The 26,358-nt window shown below is 33.8% G+C and carries 20 protein-coding genes and 4 tRNA genes; 13 read left to right on the top strand and 11 right to left on the bottom strand.

Annotation, left to right across the window (positions count from 1 at the left end; genetic code table 11):
• Positions 1–48 precede the first annotated feature (48 nt).
• From porK to ACYSNV_RS06550, 7 genes are all read left to right on the top strand, one after another.
• Entirely contained in the window at positions 49–1,455 is a 1,407-nt protein-coding gene (porK, locus tag ACYSNV_RS06580) for a T9SS ring complex lipoprotein PorK/GldK (RefSeq protein WP_461761773.1), read from the top strand.
• Positions 1,456–1,504: 49 nt separating this feature from the next.
• Positions 1,505–2,179 carry a type IX secretion system motor protein PorL/GldL gene (porL, locus tag ACYSNV_RS06575; RefSeq protein WP_461761772.1) on the top strand — a complete coding sequence of 225 codons (675 nt, stop codon included), beginning with the start codon at positions 1,505–1,507 and terminating at the stop codon, positions 2,177–2,179.
• Positions 2,180–2,206: 27 nt separating this feature from the next.
• A complete protein-coding gene (gene porM / locus ACYSNV_RS06570) occupies positions 2,207–3,766 on the top strand; it encodes a type IX secretion system motor protein PorM/GldM (protein WP_461761771.1) in 1,560 nt (519 codons plus the stop codon).
• 25 nt (positions 3,767–3,791) lie between these two features.
• Complete coding sequence (gene porN / locus ACYSNV_RS06565) at positions 3,792–4,682, top strand: type IX secretion system ring subunit PorN/GldN (protein WP_461761770.1); 891 nt, start codon at positions 3,792–3,794, stop codon at positions 4,680–4,682.
• Between the two features lie 69 nt (positions 4,683–4,751).
• Entirely contained in the window at positions 4,752–5,807 is a 1,056-nt protein-coding gene (locus tag ACYSNV_RS06560) for an NAD(P)/FAD-dependent oxidoreductase (protein ID WP_461761769.1), read from the top strand.
• A 20-nt stretch (positions 5,808–5,827) separates the two neighbouring features.
• Entirely contained in the window at positions 5,828–7,753 is a 1,926-nt protein-coding gene (locus ACYSNV_RS06555; protein ID WP_461761768.1) for an ABC-F family ATP-binding cassette domain-containing protein, read from the top strand.
• 390 nt (positions 7,754–8,143) lie between these two features.
• Positions 8,144–9,457: an erythromycin esterase family protein gene (locus ACYSNV_RS06550; protein ID WP_461761767.1), complete on the top strand. Its 1,314-nt coding sequence runs from the start codon at positions 8,144–8,146 to the stop codon at positions 9,455–9,457.
• Positions 9,458–9,850: 393 nt separating this feature from the next.
• Here the strand turns inward: ACYSNV_RS06550 and ACYSNV_RS06545 are convergent.
• From ACYSNV_RS06545 to ACYSNV_RS06530, 4 genes are all read right to left on the bottom strand, one after another.
• Positions 9,851–9,923 (bottom strand) — tRNA-Met (locus tag ACYSNV_RS06545).
• 163 nt (positions 9,924–10,086) lie between these two features.
• Positions 10,087–10,159, bottom strand: a tRNA-Met gene (locus tag ACYSNV_RS06540).
• A gap of 159 nt (positions 10,160–10,318) precedes the next feature.
• A tRNA-Met gene (locus ACYSNV_RS06535) sits at positions 10,319–10,391 on the bottom strand.
• 160 nt (positions 10,392–10,551) lie between these two features.
• Positions 10,552–10,624 (bottom strand) — tRNA-Met (locus ACYSNV_RS06530).
• Positions 10,625–11,041: 417 nt separating this feature from the next.
• Between ACYSNV_RS06530 and era the strand changes: the two genes are divergently transcribed.
• The 3 genes from era to ACYSNV_RS06515 all read left to right on the top strand — a co-directional run bounded on the left by era (position 11,042) and on the right by ACYSNV_RS06515 (position 16,099).
• On the top strand, positions 11,042–11,932 hold the full coding sequence (era, locus tag ACYSNV_RS06525; protein WP_461761766.1) for a GTPase Era: 891 nt from the start codon (positions 11,042–11,044) through the stop codon (positions 11,930–11,932).
• A gap of 65 nt (positions 11,933–11,997) precedes the next feature.
• A complete protein-coding gene (gene der / locus ACYSNV_RS06520; RefSeq protein WP_461761765.1) occupies positions 11,998–13,308 on the top strand; it encodes a ribosome biogenesis GTPase Der in 1,311 nt (436 codons plus the stop codon).
• A gap of 55 nt (positions 13,309–13,363) precedes the next feature.
• Positions 13,364–16,099: a TonB-dependent receptor domain-containing protein gene (locus ACYSNV_RS06515; RefSeq protein WP_461761764.1), complete on the top strand. Its 2,736-nt coding sequence runs from the start codon at positions 13,364–13,366 to the stop codon at positions 16,097–16,099.
• Positions 16,100–16,193: 94 nt separating this feature from the next.
• On the opposite strand, the gene ACYSNV_RS06510 is transcribed toward ACYSNV_RS06515, so the two are convergent.
• Genes ACYSNV_RS06510 through ACYSNV_RS06490 form a run of 5 tightly spaced genes read right to left on the bottom strand, consistent with a single transcriptional unit; the run spans position 16,194 to position 19,425 of the window.
• Positions 16,194–17,039 (bottom strand): TPM domain-containing protein, encoded by an 846-nt coding sequence (locus ACYSNV_RS06510; RefSeq protein ID WP_461761763.1) that lies wholly within the window; start codon positions 17,037–17,039, stop codon positions 16,194–16,196.
• Between the two features lie 5 nt (positions 17,040–17,044).
• Positions 17,045–17,485, bottom strand: coding sequence for a TPM domain-containing protein (locus ACYSNV_RS06505; RefSeq protein ID WP_461761762.1), 441 nt, complete (start codon positions 17,483–17,485; stop codon positions 17,045–17,047).
• Positions 17,486–17,487: 2 nt separating this feature from the next.
• On the bottom strand, positions 17,488–18,084 hold the full coding sequence (locus tag ACYSNV_RS06500; protein WP_461761761.1) for a LemA family protein: 597 nt from the start codon (positions 18,082–18,084) through the stop codon (positions 17,488–17,490).
• A gap of 34 nt (positions 18,085–18,118) precedes the next feature.
• The gene (locus tag ACYSNV_RS06495) at positions 18,119–18,448 is read right to left on the bottom strand and encodes a MerR family transcriptional regulator (protein ID WP_461761760.1); all 330 of its coding nucleotides are present in this window, start codon (positions 18,446–18,448) and stop codon (positions 18,119–18,121) included.
• A complete protein-coding gene (locus tag ACYSNV_RS06490; RefSeq protein ID WP_461761759.1) occupies positions 18,448–19,425 on the bottom strand; it encodes a M23 family metallopeptidase in 978 nt (325 codons plus the stop codon). Before ACYSNV_RS06490 ends, ACYSNV_RS06495 begins: the two co-directional genes overlap by 1 nt.
• A 221-nt stretch (positions 19,426–19,646) precedes the next feature.
• Between ACYSNV_RS06490 and alaS the strand changes: the two genes are divergently transcribed.
• Genes alaS through ACYSNV_RS06475 form a run of 3 tightly spaced genes read left to right on the top strand, consistent with a single transcriptional unit; the run spans position 19,647 to position 23,913 of the window.
• A complete protein-coding gene (alaS, locus tag ACYSNV_RS06485) occupies positions 19,647–22,274 on the top strand; it encodes an alanine--tRNA ligase (RefSeq protein WP_461761758.1) in 2,628 nt (875 codons plus the stop codon).
• Between the two features lie 46 nt (positions 22,275–22,320).
• The gene (locus ACYSNV_RS06480) at positions 22,321–23,277 is read left to right on the top strand and encodes a GSCFA domain-containing protein (protein WP_461761757.1); all 957 of its coding nucleotides are present in this window, start codon (positions 22,321–22,323) and stop codon (positions 23,275–23,277) included.
• A gap of 3 nt (positions 23,278–23,280) precedes the next feature.
• Complete coding sequence (locus ACYSNV_RS06475) at positions 23,281–23,913, top strand: DUF4230 domain-containing protein (protein WP_461761756.1); 633 nt, start codon at positions 23,281–23,283, stop codon at positions 23,911–23,913.
• Here the strand turns inward: ACYSNV_RS06475 and ACYSNV_RS06470 are convergent.
• Together ACYSNV_RS06470 and ACYSNV_RS06465 are read right to left on the bottom strand one after the other, a co-directional pair.
• The gene (locus ACYSNV_RS06470) at positions 23,910–25,661 is read right to left on the bottom strand and encodes an aromatic amino acid hydroxylase (RefSeq protein WP_461761755.1); all 1,752 of its coding nucleotides are present in this window, start codon (positions 25,659–25,661) and stop codon (positions 23,910–23,912) included. The two genes, ACYSNV_RS06475 and ACYSNV_RS06470, sit on opposite strands and share 4 nt — an antisense overlap.
• 123 nt (positions 25,662–25,784) lie before the next feature.
• Positions 25,785–26,345: a DUF4136 domain-containing protein gene (locus ACYSNV_RS06465; protein WP_461761754.1), complete on the bottom strand. Its 561-nt coding sequence runs from the start codon at positions 26,343–26,345 to the stop codon at positions 25,785–25,787.
• Between the last annotated feature and the right edge of the window lie 13 nt (positions 26,346–26,358).

Below are 26,358 nucleotides of genomic sequence, written 5' to 3'. Positions count from 1 at the left end.
TAACTCCTATTTTAGGATAGAGGATAGTATATAAAAACATAAAATTTCATGAAAAAGATACTTACGTTAGGAGCTGTTGCTACCTTGTTGTTCAGTTGTGGTACTGGAGGATATGATAGAGGTGAATTGCTAGATGGTAATCCAGGAAAGAATTGGCGTAACCCTAAACCACATGGAATGTCACTTATTCCTGGGGGTACCTTCACAATGGGGCAGTCAAATGAGGACTTTTTAGGAGCTCAAGATGCGCCACTGAAAACGGTAACTATTGGTTCTTTCTATATAGATGAAACCGAGATTAGCAATAATCAATATAGAAAATTTGTTGACTGGGTAAAGGATTCTATAACTCGTACAAAACTTGCAATAGCGGCCGATGATATGGGAATGGGTAAAGATGCTGGAGGAATTGGAGCTTATGCGTTTTTAGACAGCGAAGAAGATTTAGATAGAATGTCTCCTTATGAGCGCTATATGTATGATAATTACTATAGCCTGCAAATGAGTGATGATATTTACGCTGGTAGACGTTTAAATAAGAAGGTTCCATTGATTACCGATCAAAAGCGTTTTCCAGATGAATATTATGTTGAGGTAATGGATTCTTTATATATTCCAGCTAATGAAACATATAATGGAATGACAAGTTTCGATGCATCTCAATTAAAGTTTAGATATTCTTATGTTGATGTTGAAGGAGCTACTAAGGATCAAGGCACGGATCCAAGAGGAAAGCGTCAACGACATTTGAAGACCGAAACATTGCTAATTTATCCAGATACAACTAGATGGATTAAAGAGTTTCAGTATTCTTATAATGAGCCAATGCACAATGATTATTTCTGGCATGAAGCTTTTGGAAACTATCCTGTTGTTGGTGTTAACTGGCATCAAGCAAAAGCTTTTGCTGCTTGGCGTACAATGTATAAAAATGACCATTTAAGAAATAGTAAACAAATGCAAGAAGTGCACGAATACCGTTTGCCAATGGAAAGCGAGTGGGAATACGCTGCTAGAGGTGGTTTAGATGGAGCGATGTACCCATGGGGAGGACCTTATACTACGGATGAAAGAGGTTGTTTTTTAGCTAACTTTAAACCTACACGTTTTGATTACGCGGCTGATGGTGCTCTTTATACTGCTGATGTGAGATCTTATGTTCCAAATGGATATAACTTATATAATATGGCCGGAAACGTATCTGAGTGGACTAGTTCTGCTTACGAAGTGTCGTCTTATGATTTTATGTCTACTTTAAAACCTAGAAATAGACCAACTGATAATCCTTTAAAAGTTGTCAGAGGTGGTTCATGGAGAGATCCTGCTTATTTTCTGCAAGTTGCAGTTCGTGATTCTGAATATGCTGATTCAGCACGCAGTTATATCGGTTTTAGAACTGTGCAATCTGTCTCTGGTTCTTTATCTCGTGTAAACGAAAGTAGAATGGCTCGTTAAAAATATATAAGAAAATAAAGATATATAAGAAAATAAAGATATTATAGCTATGGTGTTATCTAAAAAAGTAATGAACTTCTGTTATGGAATGGGAGCTTCAGTTGTTATTCTTGGGGCAATGTTTAAAATCACCCATATGGAGTTTGGTGTTTTTAACGGTAATAATATGTTAATCGCAGGGTTATTGGTAGAAGCATTTATTTTTGCTTTATCCGCATTTGAGCCTGTTGATGAGGATTTAGATTGGGCAAAAGTTTATCCGGAATTAAAAGATGGTGTTGCTTCTGATAAACGCAAGGATAAAATGAAAACTGAACTTGCTGTAAGCGATAGTGACCCAGAGGGTATGTTGTCAAAAAAATTAGATCAACTATTGAAAGATGCTAAGGTGGATGCTGAGCTAATGAACAGTTTAGGAAATAGCATTCGCAATTTTGAAGCTGCCTCAAAAGGAATTGGTTCTACGATTGATTCAGTTGCTTCTACACATAAATATGCTTCGGAGATGTCTTTAGCTGCTCAGCAATTAGAGTCATTAAATAAAATGTATACAATTCAATTGGAGAGTGCGACAGCTAATGCGGATATTAACAAAGCCGTAGCGGAGAATAATCAAAAACTGAATTTGCAAATGCAAGCATTAACTACAAATTTAGCGTCTTTAAACAACGTATATGGCGGAATGTTATCTGCTATGGGTGGAGGAAATAAAAATGCTAATTAATTTATAATTTAAAGACATTATAGAATAATGGCAAAACAAAAACTTACGCCTAGACAAAAAATGATTAACCTGATGTATTTGGTGTTCATCGCAATGATGGCACTTCAGATGTCGCGTGAGGTTTTATCGGCTTTTGGGATGGTAAACTCTAAATTTGAGCAGGCTACGGCCACCATCGAAAATAATAATAAAAACGTTTCGTTAGCGCAATTAAAAATGCGAGCGGAAGACGATCCAACTAGATATAAGGAAGCTTACGAAATAGCATTAAAAACTAAAGATATCACCGATCGTTTTGTTAGTGAATTGGAATTATCAAAGGATTTGATTACCGATACATATAAGGAACAAGATGGAACCTTGCCCTTTGAGAGTATGGATCAAAGTTCCGTGATAGATAAAGAATGGTTCATTGGTGATAATGTATCACCAAAGGGTGAGGAGTTTTTAAAATCTATTGAGCAATATAAGGAATCTATTTTAGGAGTTTTAGGAGTGGATGTTTCTTATAATAACTTAAAGCAAGAGATTAATGAGAATTTTAGTTTAGCGCCCGTTGTTAATAGAGAGGGTAACTCTAGACCATATTTGTTTTATAATTTCTATGGTTTTCCAGCAATTGCCTCTTTAACAAAACTTAGTGCTATGCAAAACGATGCACGGATGATTGAGAGTGATATCTATAATTTGTTGCTGGGTAACACATTAATCGAAGCGGCGTCCATGCGTAAATATAAGCCTCTTGTAATTTCGGACAAGAATACTTATTTTGCAGGTGAAATGTTTAGTGGAAAAGTAGTTTTGGGTCGTTATGACGATTCTACGGTTCCAACCGAAGTTGTTGTAAATAATCGTGAAATTGATTTGAAAACTGCTTTAAAAAATGGGGAGGTAAATATTTCTTTTCCTGTTGGTAACGTTGGAGAACACGACATTAAAGGAAAGTTCGTATTTAAGGAAAATGGAGAGTTAGTGCCTTTAGATATAGATGGTAGTTATGTGGTGGTTTCTTCACCTAACTCCGCTACAATTTCAGCAGATAAAATGAATGTTGTGTATCGTGGTATTTCTAATCCTATGACTATTTCTTTTGCCGGTGTTCCTGCTGATAAAGTTGTGGCTTCTGCTCCAGGACTTACTAAAGGTAGCAAGCCAGGGCAGTATTTTATGAATCCTCAAGCTGGACGTGAAGTGACCATTAAAGTAACGGGAACACTTCCAGGAGGAAAAGTTGTTAGTGATAGTCAAGTATTTCGTATTAAAGATATACCTTCACCACGCGGTACAGTTCGCGGTGAGGCAGCAGACAAGGGGCCAAAGGCAAATTTAGAATTGGCTACTGTTGGAGCTAAATTAGAAGATTTTGATTTTGAAGTTAATTTAACAGTAACTGGTTTTGTTTTACAAGTGCCAGGTCAGCCAAGTGTTGTTGTTCAAGGCAATAAAATGAGTGATCGTGCTAAAGCGGCCATTAGACGTGCAAGAATTGGAGATGTGGTTGTAATTTCAGATATCAAAACTCGTTTGGATGGGGCAGGAAACTATCAATTAAAACGAACTAGCCCTGCTACTTATGAAATTAGGTAATTAAAAGAAAGTAAATTTGAAAAATATGAACTGGAAAAAATTCTCAGTATTAGGTGCATTTTGTTTATTTACAATGGGTGCCTTTGCACAGGTAAATATATTAAATGCCAAGTCAGCTAGTGAAATAGGAATGAAATCATTAGAGGAGATACTAACAAAAGCTGATGGTCCTCTTCCATATGGAAATATTAATGAAAAAGATATCTTATTTGGTATAAAAGTTTGGGAAAATATTTCTTTAGATGAACAGGCCAATGAAGCGTATTACTTTCCTATTAACGAAGTAACGAGTGAGGGAGACTTAAAGCCTTTGTTTCAGGTGATAATGGATGGTATCAAATCTGGGGCTATTACAGAAATTTACGACGATAGTGACTTTAAGAATCAGCGATTACTAAGCGATATAGAATCTTCATTTGTAAAAATCGATACCACTGATGCTGGTATAGAATATTATAATGCAGGAGAAGAAGTGCCAGCAGAGTTTATTCAAAAAACAGAATTACGTGCTGCTGATGTAAGTGCCTATCATATTATGGGGATGTGGTATTTTGATAGAAACGAAGGTCAATTAAAATATAGATTACTTGGTATTGCACCTGTTGTGGCGGATTTATATTCTTTGAATAGTGGTGTGGAGAATTATGTAGAGTTATTTTGGATATTCTTTCCAGATGCGAGAGAGACTTTGTATCAGAATTACGCATTTAATCCAAAAAATCCACAGAATCCTATTAATTTTGATCACTTGTTAAATTCTAGAAGATTTAGTTCTATTATTTATAAGGCTGATAATCAATATGGTGGACGTGCAATTGAAGAGTATATTACCTCTAATCCATTACAAGAATTATTTGAAGGAGAAAGAATAAAGGAATTTATCAGAGACCTTGAAGATGACTTATGGAATTACTAATTTTGTAATTACTAATTTACTAAGCTCTTATCTATTAAATTAGGTAAGAGCTTTTTTAATATAGATATTATGTATGATTATATTATAGTAGGAAGTGGGATAGCAGGTATATCTATGGCAGAGACTTTAGAGCAAAACAATAAGAGCTTTATAGTAATTGATTCACACAAGCGTTCATCTTCTTTGGTCGCCGGGGGTATGTTTAATCCTGTTGTTCTAAAGCGCTTTACAGAGGTTTGGAAAGTGGAAAAGCAATTAGAAGTTGCAAAGCAATTTTATCCAAATTTAGAAAAAAAATTAGGTATTAAGTTCTGGTATCCTACTGCTCTTTATCGTCGTATCTATAATACAGAAGAACAAAATAATTGGTTTGTGGCTTGTGATAAGCCTAGCTTGCAGCGTTATTTGGAGCCTAAGTTGTCTCGTGTGAAAGTAACAGGTGTTGACTCTAAATTTGGCTTTGGTATTGTGAAGGATACGGGATTTTTGGAAACTAATGAACTTATTGAGTTTTATCGTAAGTACTTATTGTCAAAGCAGATGTATCTATGTGAGGAGTTTAATTACAATTTGTTGAGTTATACATCTGAGGGTATTGCTTATAGAGATATAAAGGCTAAAAATATTATTTTTGCACAAGGTATAGGATTGCAGGAAAATCCTTTTTTTAAAGATTTACCTTTAGATGGTACAAAAGGAGAGTTGTTAGTGGTTCGAATACCAAATTTAGATATCGATTTTATGTTAAAGGGGAATGTCTTTGTGATTCCATTGGGTAATGATTTATTTAAAGTGGGCGCTACCTATAATTGGCAAGATAAGTCAGATTTACCTACTAGTGATGCTCGAAAGGAGCTTATTGCGGGGTTAAAGGAAATTATTGATTTAGATTTTGAGGTATTATCACATGTTGCAGGGGTTAGACCTACAGTTAAAGATCGACGTCCACTTTTAGGAAGAAGTTTAGAGTCCGATAGAATCTTTGTATTAAATGGGTTAGGTACCAGGGGTGTTTTACTAGGTCCTTTTTTGGCAAAGGAATTATTCAACCATATTGAATATGGACAGGAGTTAGATGAAAATATATCAATTCATAGATATAAGAAATTTAGAATTAAAAAGTAAAAAATTAGAAAAAATAACATATGTTAAATATACATAATTTATCAGTTTCTTTTTCGGGCGAATATTTATTTGAAAGTGTTACTTTCCGTATAGGTGCTGGGGATAGAATTGGTTTAGTAGGCAAAAATGGTGCTGGAAAATCAACTATGTTAAAGTTGATGTCTGGAGAAATGCAGCCAGATACTGGAGGAATTGCCTTTGAAAAAGATCTTAAGATTGGTTTTCTTAAGCAGGATATAGAATTTACTCCTGGTAGAACTGTTTTGCAAGAGGCCTATCAAGCTTTTGAAGAGATTAAGTTGGTAGAAAAACAACTTGATCAAGTTAACTTGGAACTTACACAAAGAACCGATTATGAGTCAGAATCTTATAGCTTGTTAATTGAAAAGTTAAGTGATTTGACACATCGATTTGAAATAATCGGAGGGTATAATTATGTTGGTAATACCGAACGTGTTTTGTTGGGTCTTGGATTTAAAAGAGAGGATTTTGATAACTTAACTGATACTTTTTCAGGAGGATGGAGAATGCGTATTGAATTGGCTAAACTTTTATTACAAGATAATGATGTTTTATTATTAGATGAACCTACTAACCATTTGGATATTGAAAGTATTATTTGGTTAGAAACATTTTTAAAGAATTATCCTGGTGCGGTTGTGATTATTTCTCACGACAAAATGTTTTTAGATAATGTCACAAATCGTACTATAGAAATATCTTTAGGTAAAATTTATGACTTTAATAAACCATATACCCAATATCTTGTTCTAAGAGAAGAGTTAAGGGAAATTCAATTGGCTTCGCAAAAAAACCAGGCCAAGAAAATCGAAGAAACCGAGAAATTAATTGAGCGTTTTAGATATAAGGCGAGTAAAGCTTCTATGGCTCAATCATTAATAAAGCGTTTAGATAAGGTCGAGCGAATAGAAGTTGATCAAGATGACAATGCAGTAATGAATATTTCTTTTCCAGTTAGTATTGATCCAGGACGTGTTGTATTGGAAATCCTAGATGTAACCAAGAGGTTTGATGATAAAGTTATATTCAAAGATATTAACTTATTAGTCGAGCGGGGAAGTAAAATTGCCTTCGTAGGACAAAACGGCCAAGGTAAGTCAACGCTTATAAAAGCAATTGTGGATGAGTTCGAGTATGATGGAGTAATTAAAAAAGGTCATAACGTTCAAATAGGGTATTTTGCTCAAAATCAAGCTGATTATTTAGATGGTGAAAAAACCCTTCTTGATACTATGTTAGAATCTGCCAATGATAGTAATCGTGTAAAAGTACGCGATATGTTGGGGTCTTTTTTATTTAGGGGTGATGACGTGGAGAAGAAAGTTAAAGTGCTCTCAGGAGGGGAGCGAAATCGCTTAGCGTTATGTAAGATGTTATTATCTCCTATTAATGTTCTTTTAATGGATGAGCCTACCAATCACTTGGATATTAAAAGTAAGAATGTTTTAAAGAGTGCTTTAGCTAACTTCAAAGGAACTTTGGTTTTAGTTTCCCATGATCGTGACTTCTTACAGGGCCTAACTGAGTTTGTGTACGAGTTCAAAGATCAGAAAATTAAAGAATATTTAGGTGATATAAATTACTTCTTGGAACAGCGTAATGTTCAAAATATGCGTGAGATTGAGAGAAAACAAGAAGTTCCATCTAAAGGTACACCTAGTAAGAATGGTGATATGAAAGCCAAAGAATCTCCACTTTCATATGAGCAGCAAAAACAACAGAAAGTATTTCAAAATAGAATAAGTAAGATCGAAAGTGAAATTTCTAGACTAGAAAAACAGATTGCCCTAGATGACAAAGCATTAGCAAAAGATTATCAAAAGTTGAGTGAAGATACGAAGTTTTTTACTAAGTATGAGAAGAACAAAAAGCAAGTAGAGGAGTTAATGCTCGAGTGGGAACAAATTCATGAGCAGTTAATGTAGTTCAATATGGTAATTAGTATTATGTAGCGCAATGTACTAGGTTTGGATATAAAAAATTAGCTTTTTAAAAGCAATGATTAAGCCTCATAGTTTGAGGCTTTTTTTATTATATGATAAATTTAATTTTACTGTTATTTGTTGTCTTGTTGTGGTTAGTGTTTATTTTAAGTTTAGTTTAGGATGTGTCAAGATTGGATTTATTTAATAGGATTTTGATAGATATTAAGTATTGCAAGAAAAGTAATATATAGATTAAGACTTAGAGTTGTATTGATCAATGTTAGCATAGTTTTTTATGACTTGTGTTTTTGCTTGTCCTAAAAAGTTTCACTTGTTTTTTGGGGTTATTAAGACAATTGTTTATGTTTGTTGGTCTTTAATTAAAGATTTATGCGATTCATTAGCTTTATTTTGATTTTTCTAGCCCAATTAACCTTTGGGCAGTCAACAACAGACTTTTCAAAGTTATTTTTAGATGATCTTTATGAATCTAGTACTAGTATTGGGTCTTATAACCCGATGGATGTAAATTTTCAAGATCTAGACCCCATAGGTAGATCAATAGCAGATGCTAGTATTGTATTACTAGGAGAACCCAGTCATGGAGATGGTGGAGCTATTCAGATGAAGACTAGATTAGTGAAGTACCTGCATGAGCAAAAAGGCTTCGATGTATTGTTATTTGAGGCGGATTTCTACGCAGTTCTATTTGGGGTTGCTCAAGCTAGAGATACACAAGAAGTTATGTCTTTAGTGAGACAGAATATTTACACTTGTTGGACAGAAAGTCAAGTTAGTCAAGAACTTTGGAATTATTATCTAGCGCAATTAGAAACGGATAATCCTTTAACTCTGGCAGCAATGGATGTTCGTCATGCGGGTGCTTTTTCAAAGACAAGACTTGTAGGACATTTAGATAGGGTTTTAGAATCTATTGATTTTAACGTTTCTAGTCAAGATTATCTTCAGTTTAAACAAGATCTAAATTATCTTTTGGAAAATGAATTTGGCAGTAAACAGGAGCAAGTGGATGCTAGGAATTTCATGGATATGGTTAATAAGATTAAGCAGGCCATTTCTTTTAATAATTTACCTGTAGATCAGAGAAATTTATTATTAATAGAGATTAATAATATAAAGAACCTCTTTGAATATCTAATATTAGGTAAAAATCGAGATATTATGATGGCGGAGAATTTTGTTTTTTTATCTAAATATATTTTTCCTGATAAAAAAATTATGGTTTGGTCTCATAATAATCACAATGCTTTAGATGTAAATATGTATGCATCTTTTAACCCTGATTTCTCGAAAAATTGGCATCAAGAAAATACTTATCAAGGTTTTACTTATTTTGGGAGTGATATTTTCCGTGAGTTTGGGCAGAGGGTTTACTCTTTAGCAATCACTTCGAGTCAGGGAAATTATTCGCCGGCTTTTTTTGGGAGTGATTATTTTCATGCCGATTTTAGCAAAACAGCAAAGGTTCTAATGTCGAATAAGGGGTCATTAGAACACTATTTACAAGACAAAAAAAGTGAGAATAGGTTTATTGCTTTGCCTAAGGCACAAGGTAAACCAAGTGGTTACCCTTGGTTTTCTGCTCGGTTGTTAGATCTAGGCTATGAAGCAAAGATGGATTATACGTCTTCTTTTCATGGCATTATATATCTGGAGAGTACAGTGGATCTTAACGGGAATTAATCAATATATTTTTTAGATTTAGTAATAATTCTTTTTAGCTTTTATGAAAAACTAATTTTAGAAACTTAAAGTACACAGTGAGTCAAAGTACGTGTGTGCAAAAATGCGGTTATGCCTTTAATAAATTTCACCTTAGATTCTTAAAATTATTACTAACACGTGTTTATTGTTTAGTAATTCTTTTTGCAATATTGAATAGTGGTTATTCCAAGGGTATTAGTTAAGACTTCTTTGATGGATTGAATCGTTTATTTTAGAGCCTGAGTAAATGTAAAAAGAAAGTAAAATAGCAAATACATTTTTATTGAGATCCATATTCTGTAAATATGGTACAGTTTAAGGAACGAATTTATTGCATAAAAAAAGGCAAAAAAAAATTTTTGCCTTTACTTGTAGCGGGAACAGGACTCGAACCTGTGACCTTCGGGTTATGAGCCCGACGAGCTGCCTACTGCTCTATCCCGCGATATTGTGGTGCAAATGTAGAGAAATAATTTAAAATAAACAAATAAATTCTATTTATAATTAATAACAGGTTGCTGTAGGTTGTTTATAGGTTTAAAAGAGCGACTCTCTATAGTTGTAAAATAAAAAAAGCTACTTCCTTTAAAAAGAAGTAGCTTTACTTGTAGCGGGAACAGGACTCGAACCTGTGACCTTCGGGTTATGAGCCCGACGAGCTGCCTACTGCTCTATCCCGCGATATTGTGGTGCAAATATAGAAAGATAATTATAAATAAACAAATACTTTTTATTTATAATTAAATAATATTATTGTGACTTATATTAGAAGGTGAAGGAGAATTTTTCTGAAGGATATAAAAAAAGCTACTTCTTTTTTAAAAGAAATAGCTTTACTTGTAGCGGGAACAGGACTCGAACCTGTGACCTTCGGGTTATGAGCCCGACGAGCTGCCTACTGCTCTATCCCGCGATATTGTGGTGCAAATATAGAAAGATAATTTAAAATAAGCAAATAAATTATTTTTATTATTTAAACAAGTTACTGTAGTTTGTTTGAAGGTTTGAAGAGCGATTATCTATAGTTAAAAAACAAAAAAGCTACTTCTTTTAAAAGAAGTAGCTTTACCTTGTAGCGGGAACAGGACTCGAACCTGTGACCTTCGGGTTATGAGCCCGACGAGCTGCCTACTGCTCTATCCCGCGATATTGTAGTGCAAGAGTACAACCAATATTTGGACAAAACAAATAGTTAACACTTATTAGTGTTTTTAAAATCTAATTGCAATAATGATTTTTTGTTTTTAATATGCATTCAATTAACGGACTAGGTACTTTTTTAAGGTTTTATTTTTAGAATTTTTTTAACGTTTATTTGTATTTCGAATGATTAACACTACAGGTAATTTAATTACTTGAAATTACAAAGACATCTTTTTAAAAATAAGGAGTGGAGTTGCGTGGAATTCATTTTGTTTGTTAAATTAGTGATTAGTTTTGCGTATATTGGTGATAAAATCTTATATTGTATTATTAAATTAGCTTTTATTGAAAACATTTGTTTTTTATAGAGAAAAATGTCAGGTATATAACTTACCTTTGTATAATTAATTGACAAGAAATATGGAACATAAAGCAGGTTTTGTAAATATTATAGGTAATCCAAATGTTGGAAAATCTACCCTAATGAATGCCTTGGTAGGGGAGCGGCTGTCTATTATCACTTCAAAGGCTCAAACAACTCGCCACCGCATTTTAGGTATCGTGAACACAGAAGATTACCAGATTGTATTCTCAGATACACCAGGTATTATCAAACCAGCTTATGAGTTGCAAGAATCTATGATGGATTTTGTTAAAACAGCTTTTGAGGATGCGGACATATTGGTATATATGGTAGAGGTAGGGGAGAAGGACTTAAAGGATGAAGCTTTCTTTAATAGAATAATCAATAGCAAGGTTCCGGTTTTACTAGTAATTAATAAAATAGATCGCTCCAATCAGGTGCAATTAGAGCAACAAATGGAATTATGGCATGAAAAACTGCCAAATGCCGAAATATTTCCGGTATCTGCTTTAGAGCATTTTAATACCCAAGCAGTAATGAATCGTATAGTGGAGTTGTTGCCTGAGAGTCCAGCTTACTATCCCAAGGATAGTTTGACCGATAAATCGGAACGCTTTTTTGTAAATGAAATTATTAGAGAAAAAATTCTTCTGAATTACGATAAAGAAATTCCTTATGCGGTAGAGGTTGAAACAGAAGAGTTTTTAGAAGAGGAGCAAATTATTCGTATTAAAGCTGTAATAATGGTTGAACGAGATACGCAAAAGGGAATTATTATTGGGCATAAAGGTTCAGCTTTAAAAAAAGTTGGTATTGCAGCTAGAGAAGAAATGGAAAAATTCTTTATGAAAAAAGTACATTTAGAGATGTTTGTAAAAGTGAATAAGGATTGGCGATCGAGTGAATACCAATTAAAGCGCTTTGGTTATAACCAAAAAAAACAGTAAAATAATTTTAATTAAAAAATTTCGTGGGGATATACTAACTTTGCGGAAGATTTATATATGAACATATGAGTAGTATAGTTGCTATTGTTGGGAGACCGAATGTCGGGAAATCGACTTTTTTTAATAGATTGATTCAAAGAAGAGACGCTATTGTAGATTCAGTTAGTGGGGTAACGCGTGATAGAAATTATGGAAAGGCAGAGTGGAATGGCCGTGAATTTTCTGTAATTGATACCGGAGGTTATATAAAAGGTTCTGATGATATTTTCGAGGGAGAGATCCGACGTCAAGTAGATTTAGCAATCGAAGAGGCGGATGTTATTATATTTGTGGTTGACGTGGAGGAGGGAATTACTCCGATGGATGCCGAGGTTGCAAGATTGCTAAGAAAAGAAACCAAACCAATCTTTGTAGCTGTAAATAAAGTGGATAGTTCAAAGCGTATGGATGATACCTTTGAGTTTTATAATCTAGGGTTGGGTGAGATTTTCCCTATAGCAGGAATGAGCGGAAGTGGAACTGGTGACCTTCTAGATGCAGTTGTTGCGGCTCTACCAGAGGAAAATAACAATCAAGAGGAACAGGAAGATATTCCTCGCTTTGCAGTTGTGGGTAGACCCAATGCAGGTAAAAGTAGTTTTATTAATGCATTAATAGGAGAGGATCGCTATATTGTTACTGATATTGCCGGGACCACTCGCGATGCTATTGATACAAGGTTTACTCAATTTGGATTTGACTTTAACTTGGTAGACACTGCCGGAATCCGCAGAAAGAGCAAGGTGAAGGAAGATCTAGAATTTTATTCTGTAATGCGTTCCATTCGTGCCATTGAGCACGCTGACGTGTGTATTTTAATGGTTGATGCGACAAGAGGTTTTGAAGGACAGGATCAAAATATTTTTTGGTTAGCTGAAAAAAATAGAAAGGGTATCGTTATTCTTGTAAATAAATGGGATTTGATTGATAAAACAACTATGACCTCAAAGCAATTTGAAGAGTCTATTCGTGAGCAGATCGCACCTTTTACCGATGTGCCAATCATTTTTACTTCTACAATTACTAAACAACGTTTATTAAAGGCTTTAGAGACTGCAGTGGAAGTTTTTGAGAATAGAAAACAAAGAATTTCTACTTCAAAGTTCAACGAAGCTATGTTGCCAATTGTTGAGCACACACCACCTCCAGCTATAAAAGGTAAGTATATTAAGATAAAATATTGTATGCAATTGCCAACACCTACGCCTCAATTCGTATTTTTTGCTAACTTGCCACAATATATTAAAGATCCTTATAAGCGTTTTATTGAGAATAAATTACGTGATATTTATAATTTTGAAGGAGTTCCTATCGATATTTACTTCCGTCAAAAATAATCTGTTTGCGATTAAATTTAAGCGGTCTTTGTATATTAACAAAGACCGTTTTTTTATGAATAAGCTTATTGTACTTTCGTTTTTTTTTATTTTTTATTTCACTCTTAATGCACAAAATACTTTTTCTATAAAGGGTAGCCTTAAAGATTCATTAGACCTTCCTATACCGGGGGTTACTGTATTTTTGTCAAGTGTGAAGGATTCTACGTTAGTACAATACTCTTTGTCCAACTCGCAGGGAGAATTTGATTTCAAGGTCAAGCAAACCCAGGTGCCTGTTGTATTGCGAACTAGTTTGTTTGGTTATAAAGAATTTAATAAAAGTTTTAAAAACGGAGTTTTTGACAACTTAGATTTGGGAAGTATTATTTTACAAGAAACGGTACAAGATTTAGATGAGGTAGTTATCATTGCACAGGCACCTCCAATTCGAATTGTTAACGATACATTAGAGTTTAATGCTAGTTCTTTTAAAGTTAGACCTGATGCTAATTTACAGCAATTATTAAAGGAGTTACCAGGGGTACAAATCGACGAGGAACAAAATATTACAGTTAATGGTAAGGCAGTTACTGAGATCTTGGTTAATGGGAAACCATTTTTTAGTGAAGATGGTAAAGTTGCACTAGAGAATTTACCAGCTGAGATTATTAGTAAAGTGCAAGTGAGTGATAAGAAGACAAAGTTAGAACGCTTTACTAAGCAGCAAGCGCGTTCGGATGATGCTAGCATTAACATAACTATTGCAAAGGAGAATAATAAAGGATATTTTGGTAGAATATCTGGCGGGTACGGATCTGCAGATCGTTACGAAAGTGCTTTGTTTTTGAATAGTTTTAATGAAAATAGAAAGGTTAGTGTAATTGGTAGTGCAAATAATATCAATGCAACTGGCTTTTCGATGAATGAGGTATTTGATAATATGAGTACTGGTAAGAGTAAGGGAGGAATAACCCAATCCAGACTATTGGGAATTAATGTAGTAGAACATGTAAATAAGAAGCTGAATGTTAACGGAAGTTATAATTATAACTATGCTGATACTAAAAATCAAGAGAAAAAAAGTGTAACTAAGTTCTTGCCAGATTCTGAATTTACAAGTGAGTCTAGTAATGAGTCAGATAATACCACAGAAGGGCATAGTGGGAATATCTCTATTGATTACATTTCAAATAAAAGTGCCTTGTATATAACTCCTAGTTTTAATTTAAATCATACATGGAGCCAAAGAGAGGGCTTCGAACTATCTAAAGATCAGGATCAGAGTATTGTGAATACAAGTGAGAGTAAATCACAAAGTACAGGAGCAAATCGGAACTTTGGAAATACGATACGTTATATTTATAATTTGAATGATAAAGGACAGTATTTCAGTCTTGATTTTAGTAATGCCAATGGATCTAATACTAGTGATATGTTTTATGAATCGAGTACCGATTTTTTTCAAAGTGATAAACCCAAGGATGATCGTAAGCAGATTCAGCATAGTAAGAATATTAATGACTCTTATAATGCTTCGGTAAGTTTTAATCAGCCAATAAATGATTCACTGAGTTTGGTTATAGGTTCGCGTTTTGAATTTAACCAAGATTCTTCTAAATTAAATGTATATGATTACGACCCTATTACAGATTCTTATTCGAATTTAAATGTATTGCAAACCAATGCATATAAATCAACTCAAAATAAAGTCGCTCCCTATGTTAGTTTAAATTGGAATAAAAGTAAGTTCTCTTTTTTAGCAGACTTAAATACTAGTATAGTAAAGAATTCGGCAAAGGGATTTTATAACGCAAAGGATTACACTGCTGATAGAAACTATGTTAACCCCGATATAACTACTATATTTAGATATAGATTTAATAAGAACGAATCAGTTAATTTTAGATATAGTTATGCAATGACTTATCAAAGTGCATCTCAATTATTAGCCATTACTGATTTATCGAATCCTTTGCATAGTATTGTTGGTAATCCTGATTTAAAGCCTTCAGGTCAGCATAATTTTAATTTAGGTTTTCGCTCTTATGACTTTCAAACAAGAAGTGGATATAGTTTGTCGATAAATAGTTCATTTTATCAAAATAGTATTGTTAATTCTATTGAGTATGATGCGGATAGAAGAAGCATTTCAACTTTTAAAAATATATCTGGAAATTATCAAATTGGACTCTCAAGTGAATGGTTTAAAAGCCAGAAATGGCAAGAACATAGTTTAAGATATGGAGTAGGATTACGTTATAGAAATGCTTTGCAGAAGGGATTTATAGACGGATTACAATACAGTGCTTATTCTCACGTTTTAACCCCTAGGATTTATCTGAATTATGAATACGGTGACTTACTAATTATAAAGCCTTCTTATAATTACAGTTATAATGCAACTAATTACTCTAATTTTCAAGTTGACAAAGCTAGTAGCTTTATACATAATGTAAGTCTACAAACCACTACTTATTGGCCTAAGAACATTGTATTTGGTAACGACATTTCTTATAATTATAATTCACAGATAGCCTCTGGGTTTAGAAAAGATTTTTATATGTGGAATATTAGTTTGGCTTATGACTTTTATCAATCAAAACTCAGAGCAAAAGTTAAGGTCTATGATTTGTTAAATCAGAATACTAGCTCAAGACGTACAATTGATCCAATGCAAATTGTAGATTCTGAAACTTTGGTTTTAAAGCAATATATTATGTTTTCTTTGGTTTATAATTTAAATGAATTTGGATCTAAGCAAACAAAATCGGCATTACGTAGTTCTCAAAAAGCAATGCGAATTCGTTAATTATAAGGAGATTATAAAAAATAAGCGAATCCTATTAGGGTTCGCTTATTATAAGAATTTTAAATATTATATCTATTTATTTATTGTGACTCATTTACCAACTTCCACTTGAGCCTCCTCCAGAGAATCCTCCTCCGCCAAATCCGCCATCAAAGCCTCCTCCGCCTGAACCGGAACCCCATCCAGAGCCGGAACCCCATCCAGAGCCCGAGCCCCATCCAGAGCCAGAACTTCTTCCTAGATTACTAAGAATTATGATGTCAGCTAAATCTGAAGCAAACCCTCTTTTTCTTTTTCCACCCCGTGGGCCTTTTGGATCATTATTATCTTTGTTTTTGGCTATAACTGAGATGATGACAATTACAATAACTCCTAAAAAAATAAGTCCTAATGTGTTATCTGATTCCGAGCTTTTGTTTGCTTTTGTAGCCTTGTATGAACCTGTTAGTAATTGTGTTACTCCATCGATTGCTTGATTAAAACCCTGAAAGTAGTCCCCTTTTTTAAACTCTGGAATAACCCTGTTTCGGATCAATTCGCCTCCTTGACCAGCAGTTATTTGTGTTTCTGCTCCATAACCTGGGTAAATCCCTATTTTTCGGTCTTGTAGAGCAAATAATATAACAACTCCATTATCTTTATCCTTTTGTCCAATTTGCCATTGATGCCCCCATTTGGGACCTAATAAATCAATGTTATCTCCCTTTAAAGACGTAATGGTTATAAGTACAATCTGAGTGGATGTTGAGTCAGAATACTTAATTAATTTATCTTCAATGTACTTGGCTTGGGTGGGAGTTAACACCTTAGCATAATCATACAAAGAGGTTTGAATTTTAGGTTTTGGCGGTACGTCAAATTGCCCATATGCAAACTGGCCTATAAATAGAAATAGAATGCAAAATACGGGATATAAGAAAGTGTAAAGTTTTTCTCTCATTGTAATTAGCTCTTTGAAATTTCGTTTGAAATTTCATTTGTATTGGTCTGATCTGAGGGGAATAATTCTTGAAGTTTTTTCCCAGCTTTTGTAACCCCATCTATGAGACCTTGTTTGTAATTCCCAATTTTAAATTGATTGATAACAAGTTGCTTAGTTGATTCCCAAAAATCTTCTGATTTTACTAAGTCATTGATTCCTTGATCTCCTAATATGACAAAACCTCTGGGCTCAGCACATATATAGAATAACACAGCATTTCTATTTTTAGTATTAGCCATGTTTAGTTCTTGGAAAACTTCAGTAGCTCTTTCAAAGCTATCAATGGAACTTTTGTTCTCAAGGTGAATGCGAATTTCTCCAGTAGTATTTATCTCCGCATTAGTAATTGCTTGCACAATCTGGAGCTCGTCTTGCTTGGTTAGAAAGTCATGTATATTATCCATGGTTAGAAATTAAATTCTACTTCTACTGGTTTGCTAGCAGCTTCAACAGATTTAAAATATGGTTTTTCTTTATATCCAAACATCCCTGCAAAAACATTATTAGGGAATTTTAATACATAGTTGTTGTAGTCTCTAACTTTATCATTAAAGCGAATTCGTTGTGTTTGTATGGTATTCTCTGTACTTGCAAGTTCATCCTGTAATTTCATAAATTGTGCACTAGCTTTTAAATCGGGATAATTCTCACTTGCTACTAATAATCTTGAAAGTGAGGAGGATAGTTGGCTTTGAGCTTGATTATACTGTTCTAAATTCTCTGCTGTCATATTGGAAGGGTCAATGGTAATACTTGTAGCCTTCGCTCTTGCATTAACCACACTTTCAAGTGTACTTTTTTCAAAATTAGCAGATCCAGCAACTGTATTTACTAGGTTTCCAATTAAGTCATTTCTTCTTTGATAAGCAGTTTCAACGTTTGACCATTGTTGTTGTTCATCTTGACTTAAGGTTAATGCTGTATTGTTAATTGATACACCATAGGTGAATAATCCCCCGAAAATTACTACTAATGCAATGATTGGAACTAATGCTTTTTTCATCTTGTTTTTATGTATTTATTTATTGTCTTTTTTATTAAAGTTCATTCTTTATACTAATTAGAGTTTTTTTTATAAACTCTAAACGTTTAATAATTTCAAAGCTATCCATGTTTTGCTTTGGCTTATTTTTGATATACTCTTTGGCACCATCTAGAGTGAATCCCCTTTCTTTTAATAGGTGATAAAGCAGTTCTAAATTCTCTACATCTTGTTGAGAAAACATGCGATTACCTTTAGCATTTTTTTTTGGATTTATAATATCAAATTCTTTTTCCCAAAAACGAAGTGTCGAAGCATTCAAGCCAAATGCAGTTGCTAATTCGCCTATGCTATAATATCGTTTAGGAGGTAAATCTAATTTCATTAGTCTAAGGATTGATTTTCTTGGTTCGCTTCTTGAGATAATAATTCAAATTCTTTGGCAGAAATATCTGCGTAGTAATAATTTATAGGGTTAACTATATTATTTTGATAGTATACTTCATAGTGTAAATGAGGACCTGAGCTTCTCCCAGAACTTCCTACATAGCCAATGATATCTCCTCGTTTTACTACTTGGCCTTGTTTTACGTTGTATTTACTTAAATGACCATATCTTGTTTTATAACCATATCCATGATCTACTTCAATTAAATTTCCGTAACCTGAGAGTTGATTATTAGCTCTGGTAATTTTCCCATCACCAGTTGCATATATCGGGGTGCCTATCTCTGCAGAAAAATCCATACCATTGTGAAACTTTCTAATTTTTGTAAAAGGGTCGCTACGGTAACCATAACCAGAGGCCATTCTTTTTAAATCTTCGTTTTTTATTGGTTGTATTGCAGGTATTGAAGATAGAAATTGTTCTTTACCTTTGGCCAATTCAATTATATCATCTAATGACTCGGATTGAATTGCAATTTGTTTTGCAAGTTGATCTATTTTCTTGTTAGTAGAAACTAATATCTTTTCATTAGATAGCCCAATAAATTCTCTATATCTATTAAAGCCCCCTAAGCCAGATTTGCGTTGTTCTTCAGGTATTGCCGCTGTATTAAAATACGCCCTATAAATATCATTATCTCTTGTTTCTAACTGATCTAATACTTCAGCCAAGAGATCCAGTTTTTTATTTAAAAGTACATAATTTGTTTTGAATTCCGCTAATTCTCTTTCTTGTATTTTCTCTCTAGGAGTTTCTAAAATATCTGTATTAATTAAAACAAATAAAGTGAGTACTCCAAAGATTGCAGAACTGCATAAGAATAGAAAAATACTACCAAGATATCTAAATTTTTTTGGTCGTATTTTTAAGAACGCTAATTTTTCAGGGTCGTAATAATATTTTACCTTAGCCATATTTTAAAAAACACTATTTTTGCATTAAATTTTTGCATGCTTTTTAAAGATTGACAAAAACTTGCAAGCAAACAAAAATATAAAATGTTTTTGTTATTTGAGGTTATTTGTTCAGTTTTAAGACATGAAAAATAACGTAAAGCGTTAATTTAGCGTTAATTTAACATGTTCAGGCAATTGTTAATGATAATATTAAAAAATAAATTTAGTTTCCAAAAGATATGAAATCACAAGAAGTTCGTCAGAAGTTTTTAAGCTTTTTTGAACAGAAAGGACATTTAATTGTGCCATCTGCGCCGATCGTTTTGAAAGACGATCCAACTTTAATGTTTAATAACTCGGGAATGGCCCAATTCAAGGAGTATTTCTTAGGAAACGCTACTCCTAAGAGTAACCGTATTGCTGATACTCAGAAATGTTTACGCGTTTCAGGAAAACATAACGATTTAGAGGAAGTTGGAATTGATACCTATCATCATACTATGTTTGAGATGCTGGGGAATTGGAGTTTTGGTGATTACTTTAAAAAAGATGCGATACACTGGGCTTGGGAGTTATTAACGCAAGTATATAAAATTCCGGAGGATATTTTGTATGTTACTGTTTTTGAGGGAAGTCAGCAAGAGAATGTTCCTTTTGATCAGGAAGCATATGATATTTGGAAGGAATTAATTTCAGAGGATCGTATTTTATTGGGTAATAAAAATGATAATTTCTGGGAAATGGGAGAGCAAGGACCTTGTGGACCTTGTAGTGAAATTCATGTGGACATTCGTAGCGCTGAGGAAAAATCGAAGATCAATGGTAGAGATTTAGTAAATAAGGATCACCCACAAGTTGTTGAAATTTGGAATAATGTATTTATGGAATTTAATCGTAAAGCCGATGGGTCTTTAGAGAAACTTCCAGCTCAACATGTTGATACCGGGATGGGTTTTGAGCGTCTTTGCATGGTTTTGCAAGGAGTTCAGTCAAATTACGATACAGATGTCTTTACACCATTGATACATAAAGTGGAACAATTAACAGGAAGTAAATATACAGTTGTCGCTGAAAATCAAGAACAAGAAAAAGTGAATATTGCTATACGTGTGATTGTAGACCACGTTAGAGCTGTTGCTTTTGCTATTGCTGATGGACAATTACCTTCTAACAATGGAGCAGGTTACGTAATAAGACGTATTTTGCGTAGGGCTATTCGTTATGCATTTACTTTTTTAGATAAAAAGCAGGCGTTTATTTATGAATTAGTTGAGGTTTTAAGTCAACAAATGGGAGCATTTTTTCCTGAGATTAGTAGTCAAAAGAGTCTAGTGATGAACGTTATCAAAGAAGAGGAAGTTTCATTTTTACGTACTTTAGAACAAGGATTGCATTTATTGGATAATGTGATCTTGCAAAGTAGTTCAAAGGTAATCTCTGGTGCCAAAGCTTTTGAACTTTATGACACTTTTGGTTTCCCAATTGATCTTACAGCATTGATTTTACGTGAAAAAGGATTAGAGCTGGATGAGAAAGGTTTTCAACAAGCCATGGAGCAGCAAAAGGCTAGGTCAAGAGCAGCTTCCGAGGTATCTACTGATGATTGGAGTATTTTAATACCGGGTAATGTAGAACAGTTCGTAGGATATGACACTTTAGAGAATGAAGTACGAATTACTCGCTACCGCAAGGTAGATAGTAAAAAGGATGGTATGTTGTTTCAGTTAGTTTTGGACGCAACTCCATTTTATCCGGAAGGTGGTGGACAAGTTGGAGATATTGGCTGTCTAATTGGTAGTAATCAAGTAATCGAAGTGTTAGATACCAAAAAGGAGAATAATTTAATTCTTCATATGGTTAAGGAATTACCAATCAATTTACAAAGTGAGTTAGTAGCCCAGGTTAACGTTGAGGCCAGAAAGCAATCGATGGCAAACCACTCAGCTACCCATTTATTGCATCAAGCTTTGCGCAGTGTTTTAGGAACGCATGTGCAACAAAAAGGATCATTAGTTTCTCCAAGCCATCTCCGCTTCGATTTCTCTCATTTTTCAAAGTTAACGGAGCAAGAACTACAAGCTGTAGAGAATTTTGTGAATGATCGTATTCATGATCAATTACCTTTGGTAGAACAGCGAAGTATTTCTTTTGATCAAGCAGTTAATCAAGGCGCAATGGCTTTGTTTGGTGAAAAATATGGTGATTCGGTAAGAACCATCGGATTTGGCAAGAGCATTGAATTGTGTGGAGGAACTCACGTTGAAAATACCGCAGATATTTGGCAATTTAAAATAATTAGTGAAGCAGCAGTAGCTGCTGGTATCCGCCGTATAGAAGCAATAACTAATTTACAGGCGCGTAATTACTATAATGAGCAAGAGGCTTCTTTAGATAGAGTGAAAAAAGCTTTAAAAAATCCGCAAGATACGTTAAAAGCGGTTGTTTCTTTACAAGAAGAAAATGCAAAGCTTAAAAAGCAAGTAGAGGCTCTGTTAAAGGAAAAAGCAAGACATTTAAAGGAGGAATTGAAATCGCAAATTACTTTGGTTAAAGATGTAGAGTTTTTAGCCGTTGAGGTGGATTTAGATGCCACTAGTATTAAAGATTTGTTATTTGATTTAGGTAAAGAATTTCCTAATTTATATGCAGTTTTGGCTACTGTTAACCAAGATAAACCTATGCTTAGTTGCTATGTGTCTAAAGCTATTGTAGAAAGTAAGGATTTAAACGCTGGTAATATAGTTCGCAACCTTGGGAAGTATATTCAAGGTGGAGGTGGAGGCCAGGCATTCTTTGCCACCGCAGGAGGAAAAGATGTTAATGGAATTCCTCAAGTAATTGAGCACGCAAAAGATTTTATAAAATAATTAATAACTAGAAAGATTCTCTTAGGAGAATCTTTTTTATTGTAATATGAGATTTACTACTCCAGTTCCAATTCAAGGAATTAATAAACCAATTACCTACAACGATAAGATATTAGCGATCGGGTCTTGTTTTGCTGTAAATATAAGCGGAAAATTACGTGAATATCAATTTCAAGTTACAACAAATCCTTTTGGGATTCTTTTCCACCCCTTAGCAATTCAGAAAATGCTGGAAATGGCTGTGGAAGGTAAAGAATTTACGGAAAAAGATGTTTTTTGTCACAATGAAGTGTGGAGTTGTTTTTTCACTCATAGTGATTTAAATCAACTAGAAGCTTCTGCTTTAGTTGATGTGTTAAATGAAAAGACGCAAACTTTAAAAAAGAGTTTAAAGCAGTCCTCTTACTGTATTATTACTCTAGGAACGGCCTGGGTTTATAAGTTTATAGAAAGCGGTCAGGTTGTGGCCAACTGTCATAAAGTACCTAACAAGTTATTTGAAAAGCAACTATTAAGCTACTCGGATATTTTTACTAGTTTACAAAAAATCATTAAATTAGTTAGATATTATAATAAAGACTTGCAAGTTATTTTTACTTTGTCGCCAGTTAGGCATATCAAAGACGGTATTGTAGAGAATCAGCGCAGTAAATCATTATTGCATGGCTGTATACAAGATTTATTAGAGCAAGAGAACTGCAAATTAAATTGTTATTTTCCTGCATATGAAATCATGATGGATGAGTTAAGGGACTATCGTTTTTTTAAATCCGATCTAATACATCCAAATCAGATGGCTATTGATTTTATTTGGCAAAAGTTCATTCAAGGCTGTATTAGTGAGAATATGTTAAGTACCATGAGTAAAGTAGAACAGGTTCAAAAGGGATTAAGACATGTTCCATTTAACCCTATGGCTAAAGCACACTTAGATTTTTTAGATTCTCTAATCCAAAAAATCGATGATTTACTAGATCAGTATCCATTTATGAATTTTAGATAAATTATGAGACAGATTTTTAAAACTCTTTTTTTGGTTTTTATAGCAATATTTTTTATGTTCTTGGGAGTGGTTATTTATAACTCTATTTCTAAAGGGATAACTTCTGAAATAAGTTCTAATTCGGAATTGATTCAAGAGCAATTAAAAAATGTCAGTAAGCTTGTTGTTACCGAGGCACAATTCTCACAAGTTATGTCTTATAAAGATCAACAAAAGTATTTTATGAATCTGCTTACATTCAACAAAAAGGCTCTTGTTGTGGTAAGTGCAAAAGCGACTGTGTCTTATGATTTAAGTGCGTTGAAATATCAAATAGATAGTAAAAATAAAGTCGTACAATTGATCTATATTCCCAAACCGGAGATAGCTATATATCCAGAATTTAAGATTTATGATGTGGAACAAAGTGCTTTTAATCCCTTTGTTGGCGAGGACTACAACAAGATTAATCAAATAATCAAGAATGATATTAGCAAAAAAATAGAAAAGTCCACTTTAAAGACAAATGCAGAGAATCGTCTTATAAGTGAACTTTCTAAAATATTAATTTTAACCAATACTCTTGGGTGGAAATTAGAATACCAAGGAAATATAATCGATAATGAGCAAGAGCTTATTTATGATTTAAAGCTCTAGTTTTCTTGGTTAATAATTGCAATTCCATCTTTTATTAAGTGGGCAACTTCAGGACGTTTTTCAGCTATCTTATTTAGGTGATTGGAAGTGGCTTGAAAAAGGTCTTGTTTTTTTTGTTTTTTAGCTAACTCTAAGATCTCCACGCTTAATAACCAGTCCGTAGGATAGTTTTGAATTAATTCAGATAATATACCCTGTAAATCACAGGATATTTTGTTATTTCTTGTGTCGCTAACCAAAGCATATAGTTTCTCGAGGTGCAGTTTTTTCTGATCTCTTTTTGCCTTAATAGTTTTTGATGAAGGAATATGATTAATTAGATCAAAACTATTGTAATCTGCCGGGCCAGAGAAAGCAGAGATGACTTCCGCTCCTACAGCCATGTCATAAGTACCCCATTCAGGTCTAAATAAAACTTCATCTTTATAAGTTACGGTACAGTCTTTAAAGCTAATTAGTATAATTTTCCCATGAATATTACGCATTCCTGTAATGTTGGTCCCTGATACTATAATATCTCCTTCAAATTCTAATGTTACAGGTTTATTTTCATATAGGTTATAAGCTTTTAAGTCTCTTGGACTCATATCTTCAATAGCTAAATTAATCCCTTTCAATCTACCTAGGGCCGTACCAAAGCCATCAGGGTGTGTATCAACTCCATGACCTACTAGTTCTTTTTCACGGTAGGCTAGTGCCGTTTTTCCCGTGGTTTGTATGTAGGCTGGTTTTCCCTCATTTTCAATTACACGGGTGAAATTTCCAGATATCTGTAAGCCCGTATTCAGTTCAATTGTTCCTAGAGCATTCGAGTCAATTAATTTTCTAACGCCTGTTAATCCGCCTTTTCTAATTGCCATTTTATTAGCAAACTCTTCCAGTACTTCACTTAAGTAAGCGAAATCAGGAGTGACGTAGAGCTGTGGCTGAGGTTTGGTTATGTCAAATCCTTGTTGCGCGGCTTGTAACGAGTAAGGAATCTTCTTTACATTGTCTGTCATACACCAAGCGCTTTCTCCTATGGAAGATAGAAGTCCCGCTCCGTATATTTTAGGATTTTCTGGCCTTCCAATTAATCCATATTCAACTGTCCACCAGTGTAAATTTCTAATTAAAGCCATTTCAGAGGGTTCCCCTGCATTTTTTTGTAGGTAATCTACTTGTTGTTCTGCTTTTTCAATTTCTATCGGATCTACTCCTTCTGCTTCTTTTAATATTGAAAGAAGGCGAATGGCTTCATAAATTTCATAATCTCTTGAAGATGAGATGGCTTTACAGCCAATTTCTCCAAAACGTCTAAGGTATTCCGCGTATTCTGGATTAGCTATAATTGGGGCATGACCAGCTCCTTCATGTATAATATCAGGAGCGGGTGTATATTCAATGTTTTCAAGCTGACGAATATCAGAAGCGATTACTAGTACTTTATAAGCTTGAAATTCCATAAATGCGTTTGGGGGGATAAAGCCATCTACCGCAACAGCTGCCCAACCTATTTCTTTTAAAATTCTATTCATACCATACATACTTGGTATGTTTTCTATTGAAATTCCCGTTTTGTGTAATCCCTCAAGATATGATTCATGAGCTACCTTAGAAAGATAATCTACGTTTTTACGCATTACATATCTCCAAACTGCTTGATTGATAGGAGTGTAATCTTTGTAATCCTGCGGTTTAATAAACTGTTTAAGGTGTTTAGGTAATCTGTCTATTAGTTCATTACTTTCATATTCTTTTGAGGTCATAATTATAAAGTTTTTTAGGAGATTAAATTAGTAATCTTATTTTATTTTATTAATGCTTTCTTTTTTATATGCAAAAACGGGCATCTCATTAATTGAAATGCCCGTTTGTTTGTGTTTGTACTATTATTTAGTATGTGTTCCTGGAGGAAAATTACTAAGAATATCTTGAACGAATTTTTGAATTCTTTCTTCTTTTTTCTTAACGTTGTTAGTGTTTGTAATAACTCCTGTACCAATCCCTTGCCAAACAAGCATCTTCGATTTTGTATCCAAAATATCTACAAATAAAGTTCCTTGAACTTCAGTAGATACTGTGGTATAATTTGGACCCCAATAGGGCCCCCACCCTGGGCGATAATAGCCCCAAGGAGAATAGAAGTTATTTGCAGTAGTGATATTCACTTGCTCTTTTGATTTAGTAAAAAGGTTAATTAATAAATCTGGATTAGATGATGATTTTACAAAACCTTTTTCAGCTAGTTGCTGTTCAATGGCTGTTAAAATACGTTTTTTATCTATGTCGTTTATTTTTAAATTATCAACACCCTCTTTTAAAAAAGCGTATGTTTTGAATTGTGTAAAATTAACCGATTTATCATAATCAGTTGTTACCTTTACAGAGCTGCAAGCTGCTATGAAAAGCAACACAAAGGCTAAGGGTAGTAGTTTAATTGCTTTTTTCATATTAATTCCAGTT

This window comes from Myroides sp. LJL119 (assembly GCF_054871605.1).
This window is presented reverse-complemented; position numbering and strand designations above follow the sequence as displayed.